Raw genomic sequence first — 10,575 nt, forward strand, 5'->3', positions numbered from 1 at the left:
TGTTGAGGCTCCACATCTAGGCCTCCCGACGGCAACAAACCGCCGAGATAGGCAACATGGTCCGCGACGGTGACAGGATCCGCGACAAAACCATAAATCGAAATGAACGCCGCCAGCGCCGGAAACAGCGCGAGAAGGAGATAGAAGGTGGCTCCGGCAGCCACCAGGAGATCGCGATCCTTGTTGAACTCTTCCCACAGTCGCCAGAAAATATCCTTCCAACCGAGCGCTGGAATTTGCGATGGCCAGTCAGCATGGCGCCCGCGATCACCATGCTCCGACCTTAGCGCGACCTTGCTGCCTTCCGACGTCGACAGCGACTGGCCGCTTCGGCATCGATCAACGAAGACTGCTGTCCATCGCGTGGTGGCTCCGTTCCGCCTTGGAGGTGTATTGGTAGGTTTCTAAAGGAATGCTCCTGGATAGCCTGCCTAGGTCGCGCCAACAGCTATAGGTCGACTTTTGCGACGTTATCCTTGTAGCTTTCCTTTGGGTCGAACCCGAGCAGCATTTTGATGCCAGCCATCACGCTCGAGCCATCCAGCCAAATCTCCGCCTCCTGTGGATCGAACCGCAACAGCGCCAGCTTCGGGTCATCTTTCCCACCTTCAAACCATGCGGCGACAAAGCGGTTCCAAAGCCGATCAACCGTTGCACGGTCGTTGTCCAGCCAGAGCTTGCCTTGTAGTGTGGCGAACAGATCGTGGCTCTTCGAAGTGAAGGTAGCCGTCGCTTGTGTGCCGCTCGTCAGACCCTTGACAAGCTCGGTGTCTTTGGCGGTGAAGAACCATATCGGGCCGTTTCGGTCACCCTCTATCTGTGCTGTCATCGGACGAGGGATAACCTTCGATCCGTCGACGCCGATCATCATTGTCATATCGGACTTCAGGGACTTCCAGAACTTGGCTTCGAGTTCAGCAGGAGCCGGCATCTGTACTTCCTTTCAGACTGGCGAAAGAAGGCAAACGACCGTGGGCTTTCTCCGTTCCAATCAGCAAGCAAAGATCCGCTGGAGGCGGAAGGCGCGGGCCGGCTGAGTAGCAAGCGTGGACCGCTGGCTTAGGTCGGCCAAGACGAACCTCCTCCTCGGCTGACTTCGCGTAAGCTCGTTATTGTGCAGTGCAGCAACGATATTGCTGCAAGCGCGTTGTGTGCGACGCCATCCCGGCAAGCAAGGATACCGATTTGCGAAACATGTCAGATACGATCGCGCGGCTGAGCGCAATGCGCGGCCGCCCCGTCGCTTCAGGGCAGCGCCGTGACGATCGGCTGTCCGACGTGGCCGGGTGCGGTTCCAATCCCGGCGCCTTGCGCGCACGCCTCCACGTTCCCGAAAACCTGCCGGAGGACGCAGCACTGGTCGTGGTGCTGCATGGCTGTACGCAGAGCGCAGCCGGCTATGATGATGGTTCCGGCTGGTCGCAACTCGCGACGGAGCAGGGTTTTGCGGTCCTCTTGCCCGAGCAGCAGCGCGCCAACAATGCCAATCTCTGCTTCAACTGGTTCGTGCCTGGAGATATCAGGCGCGACAGCGGCGAAGCGCTGTCCATCCGCCAGATGATCGAGGCAGCAGTGGTTGCGCATGGGCTTGACCGCAAGCGTATTTTCATCACCGGCCTTTCCGCCGGCGGCGCCATGGCGACGGTGATGCTGGCAACCTATCCGGAGGTTTTCGCCGGCGGCGCAATCATCGCCGGACTGGCCTATGGCAGTGCCTCGACAATCCCCGAGGCTTTCGACCGCATGCGTGGTCACGGCGGCCCGTCCAAGGCCGACCTGCAAGGGCGCTTGCGCGGGGCCTCGTCACACAGGGGTCCCTGGCCGATGATTTCGGTCTGGCAGGGCTCGGCCGACAACACCGTCGTGCCATCCAATGCGGATGCCATCATCGCGCAATGGCAAGGGGTGCATGGCGTGGGCACCAGCCCGACGCGCGTCGAGACGGTCGATGGCCAGACACGACAGGTCTGGTGCGACGGCAGTGGCCGGGAGCTGATCGAAAAATACGGCGTGGCCGGCATGGGCCATGGCACGCCACTGCAGACGGCCGGCGATGATGGCCTGGGCAGGGCTGGGCCGTTCATGCTGGAGGTCGGGATTTCCTCGACACGCCATATCGCCCGCTTCTGGGGCCTCGTGAAGCCAGCCGCACGGCGCGCGGCGACTACGGAGACCGTGTCGGCGATGCCCGCCGCCACCGCCTTAAAAACTTACAACATCCCTGAAAAGCCGCGAGCTATGCGCATCGATCCCGCCGCGGAAGCGCGGCCGGGTGATGCGCGCGGTTCGGCCGCTGGCATCACTAAGGTCATCGAGGATGCCCTGCGCGCCGCCGGGTTGATGCGCTAGCCACCCGCGCGCGGAACAAATGTCTCTAACCCGAGCGCCCGCAGACCACAGCTGACGCCAAATTCTCAGCCAGCCCAACAAGGGACCTGTCCCGATCCGCGTCAACAGCCCCAGCCGCACGTGACTTTGCTGCTGGCATTCCTCACCTGGCTACCGGGATGTCAATTCATCCAGTCTGCCGAGCGCAGAGCTGGGTCTGGTTGGCTGAAGGAGCCCCTGCTTGTGCGCCGCAATCCTGAATGCTTCGAAGGCCACGCCAGGCTTGCAAACTCCGTCTTTGGCGGCCGACAGCAGACGCGCGGCATCGTTGTATGTTGCGGCTTCCTTGTTTCGCCATTGGCACGCCAGCGCTTTCTGTGCATCTGCAATGGATGAAACCATCATTGTGGTTCCGTCGACAAATCGGATGGTGAGAGGAAGAAATCTGCTCATGCCCTTTGTTCCCTGCCCTGGTGAAAATTGGAACGGCTCGATAACGCCGACGGTCCAAGCTGGTTGCATCGACCAACACCAGAGTGGCAGGCTAGCCACGAGGGTCGGTCAGCAATGCGGTAGACATCAAGCAGACAAACCCACTCGCACTCCGAGCCGCCCGCGAAGTTCACAATCTGCGCTGCGAGGAACCTTCTCGATTCGCAGCGTTCTGAAGGCGTTGATTAATCTCTCCAGGGAGCGCGAATCATGGGAAGCACAAATGACAAAGCAGCCGGTCTTGCAAATCAGGCAGCCGGCAATGTGAAGCAGGCGTCGGCAAGGCCGTCGGAAATGACAGGCTGAGGGCAGAGGGCGCAGCCTAAGAGGCGAAGGGCAAAGTCCAGAAGGCCGTTGGCGACGTGAAGTCAGCAGGATGAACAAGACGGCGGCAGCGATCAATAAGAAGCTTTGAAGTTAGACATCAGGTCGGCGGGCTACTGGTCGCGGGCCTGATGTGCTTCTCGCCAACAGGAACATAACGCGGCGTTATCCGTTATATCGCACACGCGGTTTTGCTGCGTTGAATTCTAAAAGGGAGGCGAATATGGCTGAAGGCCCAACTGTCATCAATACAGGTGGAGGTGGGGGCGGCGGCACCACTGCAGTAGCAATCATTTTGGCGTTGGTGGTTATAGTCGGCCTTCTGCTCGTCACCGGAATTGTGGACATTCGCGGGGGTGGTGGCGGGAAAGATATCAATGTGAAGATTGATGCGCCTGCCGCGGCTCCAACTGCACCAGCTTCGCCCGTGCCTAGCGAACCTGCTCCTGCTGGACCGGCGGCTCCCGCCAATGGCGGCTAATCCTGGCATTCCCACATCATTTACACAGCCCATCGGTTCAAAGCCGGTGGGCTGAACCGTGTCAAGCGCTGAGGCGGAGCGTGGCGCCGGAACTAACGCTGTTGTACCGCCGTCGCTGACTCGTCCACCACGGCTGTTGCGCGTGTCAATCGTTGTTTAGCTACGATTGCCTCTGAAAGTTGTTCCGCACTACCGACTTGACGAGCCCGGGGAGTCGGGTTTCTGACCCCCGGGTTCCTGCAAAACCACGCGTTTCTCAACTTCTTCAAGGTCAACGTCAAAAACGCAGACGACGCCGGTCGGTTCGAACGTGATGGTAACGTTGCCCGCAGATTCTGGTCCCAAGAGCCTTTCAAGCATGCGCTCAACCGGTGCAACAAAAGGGCCGTCCCGCTCGCGCCATTCAATTCGCACACGCCTGCTTCCTGCCAGGTGTCTCACGATCCAGCAGATCGAGACGGTTCCTTCGTCACTCGAAAGAGCCCCATATTGATGGCATTGGTAGTCAGTTCATGGAAGCCCAATGACAGGGACGCGCCAGAGGGGGAAAGCCAAACCGGGTCCCCGGAGAGGTGGAAGTGCTCTGCTTCGGCATGCGGCGAGAGGGCTGCGGTGACAACGTCTTTCAGGTCGGCGCCGCTCCAGTTCTCTTGCGTCAGGATATCGTGAGCCTTGGCGAGCGAGACGAGCCTGCTTGCGAGCGAGCGTCCCGCCTCGGGCAGGCTGTTTGCGTTGCGCAGGGTTTGGCTCGCAATCGACTGAACCACCGCCAAGGTGTTCTTGACCCGGTGATTGAGCTCGTTGACGAGCAGTTTACGCTGCTCTTCGCCACGCTTGCGCTCACTGATGTCAAGGCTGACCTGCACCGCGCCTATCACGTTGCCCGATGGCGCCCCGGATCGGGCGCGCACTCGACAGGAGGGTGCGCTGTACCCCACTCGGCAAAATGTAGGTGAATTCCTGGTGGTCGGTCTGCTCGCCGCGCATCGCTCTGCTCAGCGACCGATCCTCGCGGCTCACCGTGTGGCCGTCGTGCACCGCGATTGTATCGATGACCAGATCGGTAGCGCCGAAGGATTTCCGAAATCGGAAGGCAATCCCATGAGCTCGACCGCAAAGCGATTGCGTATCACTTTGCGTGCTTGCGGATCATAGGTGAACCAGACCGCCGCAGGGGCGGTTTCCAAGACCGCTTGCAGTTCGAACTCACGTTCGGCAAGTGCGCGTTCGGCAGCAACAAGGGCGTCAGCAATCACTGCAAACTCGGAGATTGCCGTCGACATGGCCGTCACCGGTCGGCCCTGTCCCAAAGCATCGGCGCGGTTCGCCAGATCGCGGGCCGCCTTTGCGAACCCTTTGCCGACTGCGTAAGCGAGTGCGGACGAGATCAACATCGCCACCAGGGCGAGGGCGGCGATCGTTGCCAGAGATCGCCAGAAGGGTGCCTGGACGACCGAGAGGGCACGTTCGCAGTGTAGAACCAGTTGGAAGCACCGGACCGGTAATAGCCGGCGAGCATCGTCACGCCCTGAAAATTGCGCGAGGTGAACGTGCCGGAGCGGCCTGCAACCTTCTTCAGATATTCTGGCAAACCCGGCTTGCCAGTCATCTCCTCGTGCAGCGAGGATCGTGCCGCATAGGCGCCCTCGCGGTCGCCGACGCCAATCGTCCAGCCCTCAGGCACAGCCGGCATCATGACGTCGCGAATATGGGCGGTGGGCACCGAGATGGCGAGAAGCCAGTCTTCGCCCTTCGGGCCATGCAGAGGGATCGCGACATCAATCCGAAATTCCCCCGACACGGCATGGACGCTGTTGACGATCGGCAGATTGGACTTGAATTTGGCGAGATCCGACGCCGATAGCCCAGATGCCGGCGGCAACGCGGTTCCGTAGGGCATCTCGGTGTTGATCAGTTGGTGACGGCCCAGGTCACGAAGCACGATCACGCGGTGCGTACCCTGGACCAAGCGCACCGCTTCCTTGTGCAACGTCATCAGGTCGCCTGCAGCCACAGCCGCAGATTTCGACAGGCCTTCAACGACTGTAGCCAGGTTGGTAAGTTCGCCTTCGACCACCAGTGACATCTGGCGTGCGACTTGCAAAGCCTCGCTCTCGAAACGAGCCCGTTCATTGAAAGCATATTGGGCAAGGAGATAGGCCGCGAAGAGCCAGACAGGCACGACGGCCGCGGTTATCAGGCCCAGCAGATAAATCGAGCTGACAGACGAGGCAATTTCAATCCCCACACCATCCTGGGCGCGCGTTTAACCATACTCAGACTAGTCGCCTATTCGGAGGCGAGCACAAAGGAAATTGCATCCGCGAGTTGATGTGGCTCGAAGGGCTTTTGAAGCGTCATCACTTCCCGGAGGCGCTCGTCCAATCCCCGCAGACCATAGCCGGTGGCGAAAACGAACGGGATGCCTCTTTCCCGGAGCAGCTGGGCCACTGGAAACGATTGTTCATTCGCCAAATTGACGTCGAGGAGGGCTACATCGAAATTCTCGTCCGGGGCCATCAATGCGGGCTCAAGTCGCATTGCAGGCCCAAGCACCTCGTACCCCAACTCCATCAGCATGTCCTCGATGAGCATGGCTACAAGCGCTTCGTCCTCAACAACGAGCACTCTAAGGCGCCTTGCATCAACCAAGTGAGATCACCCTTCAGTGTCGAGTAAGACCCTAGCGAGCGAACAGCATGATGAGAATGATAATCGGAATCGGAATTCCCAAAAGCCAAAGCAAAATACCACGAGCCATTCGTCCCTCCTGCAATCAATTAGCGTCCGCTAACAATTCGCGGAAGAAATATTCGTTCCGCACCCCAGGCAACTGATTTGTTGCGGCTGCGAGCGAACGCACCTGGTCAATATCTGTCGCGTAAGAGCCCCGCCACCTCGCGGTGACGGGAGCTGTGTTCACAGTCGGTTAGCCGCACCGGTTAGAGTCGGTTTGCGGCACGCGATCGGTCGGGGTCGACCTCCTCCTGGGTGTAGTTGCCGGCGCCGGCATCGAACCCCGTCCAACCTTCCGCCTCGTAGTTCCTCCGACGGTCGGCTACGTCCACCGAACTGGCTTCCCCGAGAATCCTTTCGGCTTCGGGGACAAGTTCATCGCCTACTCTTGCGGTAACCAGCGTCCCGCCGCGGCGCACGCCTTCCGCGTAGACATGAGCATCCGATTCAGGAACGCCAGAATCCGTCAGTGCACCGACAATGCCGCCGGCCGCACCACCAACGGCGGCACCAGCCACCGCGCCAGCGGCAGTTGCCGCTAGCCAACCAGCAGCCACGACTGGTCCGACGCCCGGAATGGCCATAATCCCCAACCCAGTGAGCAACCCCCCGGCACCGCCAACCAGCGCGCCGAGTCCCGCCCCACCAGCGGCGTCCTCAGACGCCTTGGAAGTGTCATTGTCGTACCAGTCCTTCGAATTGTTGGCGACAATGCTGATGTCGGAATGGGGAATCCCCGTCGCTTCCAGTTCGCTCACCGCATCCCTGGCATCGTCGTAGTCATCGAACAGCCCCGTGAGAGTTTTCATATTCGCGTTCTCCTTCTTGTTCAGTTTGTGCCGGCAACGACGTTGCCCTGGTAATCCAGCGCAACCCCGGTGCTCTTGCCGTCCTTGTTGGCCTTGCCACGCCAGATGCCTTGGTCGTCTTTGGTCAGCGCCGAGACGTCGGAATAACCGGCGTCCTGGATCCGACTTTTCGCCTGGTCTTCGGTGAAGCTGTTCGCGCCGGGTACGGGAGCTGACGGATTGGTTGTTTCGGTGGTCGTGACAGCCGGTGTCGCCGAAGTCGTGTCCGTCGACTTCATCGAAGTGGCGATCTTGTCGATCATGTCCTTGTGCATCTTGGGGGTCGGCAAGGTCTCCTGCGCGAAAGCCTTGAGCGTGGCGTTGTCGCCGTCCTTGGCGTAGGCCTCAAACAAGCCGACCGCGTCCGTATGGGCACTGCGCTGCGCCTCGACATACGGCTGATCGAGCGGTGCTTCGGCCTGCTGAAGCTTGTCCAGCTCCGCCTTGTGCTGCGGATCGAGCGCGGCAGGGACCTCGAGCTTCTGCTCGCCGGCAATCGACTGCAGCTTGGCGTTGGCCGCGCCGTGATCGACGATCATCTTCTGTGCGAAGTCCTTCACGCTCTGGTCAGAGACCTTGTCTTGGGCGAGCTTGCTCGATTCCACCTCGAACATTCCGCCGGCTGCGGCCTTGTCGACGAACTCCTGCGCATTGTCAGTGGCGAAGGCAGGCATGGCAAAAGTCATGGCAGTGGCAGCGGCCAAGCAGGCCATTAAGTGACGAGTTTTCATGAGTTTGTCCTCGTTGATGCACGACTGGGCGATGAACGAGTAACCACGATGCGCCGGGTTTGTTCCGGTGGAAAAGCGATATAGCGGTTTGGTAGATGCGGTGCCTAGAGCCCACGGCGACGGCAATTTTTCGGCGGAGTCGCTTGGTCCCCGCCCCTGTGGGAAAATCCCCTAGCGGAACTTTTAGGAGCCTCAAAAGTTCCGGCTTCGTACCAGATACGGTGGGAAGTACCGATCAGGTGGCCGCCTGAGTGGCCCGCGCCCTGGCGTCGGAGGGTGCGCGTGAGGGGGGACGCTGAAATTTAACCGGCCAGAGGAACAGATTGCTTCGCGCAGGGTTTCGTATCGTTATGTTTGAGAAATGGGGACAAACGTGGCACAGCTAGGAATCGTAGATTCGAGAGCGCCGCCTTCTTGCGAAACGGACTTCGATTACAAAGACTTTTTCGAAAATGGCAGTATCGCCCTTCACGTCGTCGGCAATGACGGGGCCATAATTCACGCCAACAAGGCCGAACTCGATCTGCTCGGTTACGATGCGAGCGAGTATATCGGGAGACACATTGGCGATTTCTACCCCGACGCCGAAGTCATCGACGATATTCTGGCGCGTCTCAATCGCGGCGAGAAGATCGACAAATACCCGGCACGGTTGTGCACATCGGACGGATCGATCCGGTATGTCGAGATCACGTCGACGGCTCGTATTGAAAGCGGCAAACTGGTCGGTACGCGATGCTTTACGATCGATGTGACGGATTTACACCGAGCCCGCGCTGAGCTCCTAAGCCAAGACGATCAGTTCCATCAGATACTCGATAACCTTCCTGTAGCCGTTTATACGACGGATGCGGCAGGTACCATCACTTACTTCAATCCGGCTGCGGCGGAATTCGCAGGCCGTTCACCCGAGATCGGCAAGGACAAATGGTGCGTTACATTCCGCCTATTCAACCCTGACGGTACGGAACTACCTTATGATCAATGCCCGATGGCCATCGCTCTCAAAGAAAACCGCCCCGTCCGCAACCAGGAAGCTCTGGCACAGCGTCCAGATGGAACGCTCTTTCCGTTTCTGCCTTTTCCAACGCCGATCCGAGATGAAAGCGGGGAGTTGATCGGCGCCGTTAACATGCTGCTGGACCTTACGGAGCGCGCGATTGCCGACGAGGCAAAGCAGCATCTGTCCGCCATTGTAGAGTCCTCCTATGACGCCATCGTCAGTAAAAATCTGGAAGGTATCATCAACAGCTGGAATCAAGGCGCCGAGCGGTTGTTTGGATATACAGCCGAAGAGGCCATCGGCAAGCCTGTCAACATGCTTATTCCGGAAGATCATCAGGATGAAGAACCTCGCATCCTGGAGCGGATTCGTAAGGGCGAACGGGTGGAAAGTTACGAAACGACCCGCCAACGCAAGGACGGGAGCCGGGTGCCGGTCTCCCTCACAGTGTCGCCGGTCCGTGGAAAAGGGGGGCGCATTGTCGGCGCGTCGAAGATTGCTCGGGATATTTCGGGGGCCAAGGAGAGCGAGCACCGGATCCGCATGCTGATGCGCGAAGTCAACCACCGTGTGAAGAACCAGTATTCAGTCATTCTGTCGATGATCCGAGAAACGAACAAGCGCAGCGAAAATCCGGGCGGGTTCGAACACCAGATTCGAGAGCGTATCATGGCGCTTTCGCGTTCCCACGATTTGCTGGTGTCAGGGGACTGGAAAGGGGCTACGATTTTCGACTTGTTGCTGGCGCAGTCGAAGCCATTCGGCAGCGACGACATGCTCTCGATGTCAGGGCCTTCCATCACGCTCAGTCCCAATGCAGTTCAGTATCTCGGCATCGCCTTCCACGAACTCGCTACCAACTCCGCCAAATACGGGGTTCTGTCCGGCCACACGGGCAAGATCGCGGTTGCTTGGGATGTCAATAAAATCAACGGACAACAGACCATCAAACTGACCTGGACCGAGACAGACGGCCCCAAGGTCCAATCCATCGCCAATGGCGGGTTTGGAACCGTGGTTCTGAAACGCGTCGCTCCGCAGGCTTTGAACGGTACAGCCGATATCGAATACGGCGACCATGGTGTCGTATGGACGCTTGTAGCGCCGCTGGCTTTTGTAGAAGCAAATCTAAACGAGCCCGTGTGACCGATACGCGGCCATCGGCTCACTTTTTCTTGGCGGCAGCCGCCGGATTTTGTCCAGTCGGCGCGGTCGATTTAGCGTCCTTTGAGTGCGCGGCAAGTGCTGGCCCGGCGCCGGTCGCTTTCCTCATCTCACCAACTTTCTTGTCGGCCGTTTTCTTGCCTCCGGACCCAGAAAACAACTTTCCGAAAAAACCCATTTGAACCTCCTGATAACGCTAACGACCACCCTTCGCCGCCTTTCCTAAATTGCGGAACGGCGTTTTTGTTCCTTGAGCAACCCTTTGTTCAGAGAAGTGGGCGCGGCATTGCATCCCCTCCGAGCGGCGGGCGTCGCATTCGGGGCCTGTTCTTGGATGCGAGCACCGCGTGTCAAGATTCCTGCTTTTATGCGCAACGCATTGCGGGCGTTGTCTTGCTGCAGAATTATCGTGACACCCGCCAGCAATGACGTTGTGACGCCAGGCGATTAGGTGTGGAGCCTCAACAG

General features: G+C 59.2%; 12 protein-coding genes and 1 pseudogene. 3 read left to right on the top strand and 10 right to left on the bottom strand.

The features are described 5' to 3' along the window. Both FCU66_RS42400 and FCU66_RS37620 read right to left on the bottom strand, forming a co-directional pair. The coding region (locus tag FCU66_RS42400) for a YhjD/YihY/BrkB family envelope integrity protein (RefSeq protein ID WP_246680298.1) at positions 1-317 on the bottom strand (317 nt) is incomplete at its 3' end. A gap of 131 nt (positions 318-448) precedes the next feature. Beyond that, complete coding sequence (locus FCU66_RS37620) at positions 449-931, bottom strand: pyridoxamine 5'-phosphate oxidase family protein (protein WP_136622537.1); 483 nt, start codon at positions 929-931, stop codon at positions 449-451. A 254-nt stretch (positions 932-1,185) separates the two neighbouring features. Between FCU66_RS37620 and FCU66_RS37625 the strand changes: the two genes are divergently transcribed. Next, on the top strand, positions 1,186-2,349 hold the full coding sequence (locus tag FCU66_RS37625) for an extracellular catalytic domain type 1 short-chain-length polyhydroxyalkanoate depolymerase (RefSeq protein ID WP_168992215.1): 1,164 nt from the start codon (positions 1,186-1,188) through the stop codon (positions 2,347-2,349). Between the two features lie 150 nt (positions 2,350-2,499). On the opposite strand, the gene FCU66_RS37630 is transcribed toward FCU66_RS37625, so the two are convergent. Next, positions 2,500-2,781 carry a DUF982 domain-containing protein gene (locus FCU66_RS37630; protein WP_136622536.1) on the bottom strand — a complete coding sequence of 94 codons (282 nt, stop codon included), beginning with the start codon at positions 2,779-2,781 and terminating at the stop codon, positions 2,500-2,502. 249 nt (positions 2,782-3,030) lie between these two features. On the opposite strand from FCU66_RS37630, the pseudogene FCU66_RS42970 reads away from it, so the two are divergent. Next, positions 3,031-3,235, top strand: a pseudogene (locus FCU66_RS42970) (CsbD family protein). An 827-nt stretch (positions 3,236-4,062) separates the two neighbouring features. On the opposite strand, the gene FCU66_RS42410 reads toward FCU66_RS42970, so the two are convergent. From FCU66_RS42410 to FCU66_RS37660, 6 genes are all read right to left on the bottom strand, one after another. Continuing rightward, positions 4,063-4,491, bottom strand: a complete 429-nt coding sequence (locus FCU66_RS42410) for a sensor histidine kinase (RefSeq protein ID WP_246094182.1) — start codon at positions 4,489-4,491, stop codon at positions 4,063-4,065. 150 nt (positions 4,492-4,641) lie between these two features. After that, on the bottom strand, positions 4,642-5,019 hold the full coding sequence (locus tag FCU66_RS42415) for a hypothetical protein (RefSeq protein ID WP_246094183.1): 378 nt from the start codon (positions 5,017-5,019) through the stop codon (positions 4,642-4,644). Then, complete coding sequence (locus FCU66_RS42420) at positions 5,013-5,807, bottom strand: cache domain-containing protein (protein WP_246094184.1); 795 nt, start codon at positions 5,805-5,807, stop codon at positions 5,013-5,015. The genes FCU66_RS42415 and FCU66_RS42420 overlap by 7 nt, the downstream gene beginning before the upstream one ends. Before the next feature lie 107 nt (positions 5,808-5,914). Further along, on the bottom strand, positions 5,915-6,253 hold the full coding sequence (locus tag FCU66_RS37650; protein ID WP_281285593.1) for a response regulator: 339 nt from the start codon (positions 6,251-6,253) through the stop codon (positions 5,915-5,917). 314 nt (positions 6,254-6,567) lie between these two features. Further along, positions 6,568-7,170 carry a general stress protein gene (locus tag FCU66_RS37655; RefSeq protein WP_136622534.1) on the bottom strand — a complete coding sequence of 201 codons (603 nt, stop codon included), beginning with the start codon at positions 7,168-7,170 and terminating at the stop codon, positions 6,568-6,570. A gap of 20 nt (positions 7,171-7,190) precedes the next feature. Beyond that, the gene (locus FCU66_RS37660) at positions 7,191-7,940 is read right to left on the bottom strand and encodes a DUF4142 domain-containing protein (RefSeq protein ID WP_136622538.1); all 750 of its coding nucleotides are present in this window, start codon (positions 7,938-7,940) and stop codon (positions 7,191-7,193) included. 373 nt (positions 7,941-8,313) lie between these two features. On the opposite strand from FCU66_RS37660, the gene FCU66_RS37665 reads away from it, so the two are divergent. Continuing rightward, the gene (locus tag FCU66_RS37665; RefSeq protein ID WP_246094185.1) at positions 8,314-10,089 is read left to right on the top strand and encodes a PAS domain S-box protein; all 1,776 of its coding nucleotides are present in this window, start codon (positions 8,314-8,316) and stop codon (positions 10,087-10,089) included. A 19-nt stretch (positions 10,090-10,108) separates the two neighbouring features. On the opposite strand, the gene FCU66_RS41490 is transcribed toward FCU66_RS37665, so the two are convergent. Continuing rightward, a complete protein-coding gene (locus tag FCU66_RS41490; RefSeq protein ID WP_168992214.1) occupies positions 10,109-10,285 on the bottom strand; it encodes a hypothetical protein in 177 nt (58 codons plus the stop codon). Between the last annotated feature and the right edge of the window lie 290 nt (positions 10,286-10,575).

Origin of the sequence: Mesorhizobium norvegicum (assembly GCF_004919685.1) — a bacterium.
In the GTDB taxonomy this organism is placed as follows: domain Bacteria; phylum Pseudomonadota; class Alphaproteobacteria; order Rhizobiales; family Rhizobiaceae; genus Mesorhizobium; species Mesorhizobium norvegicum.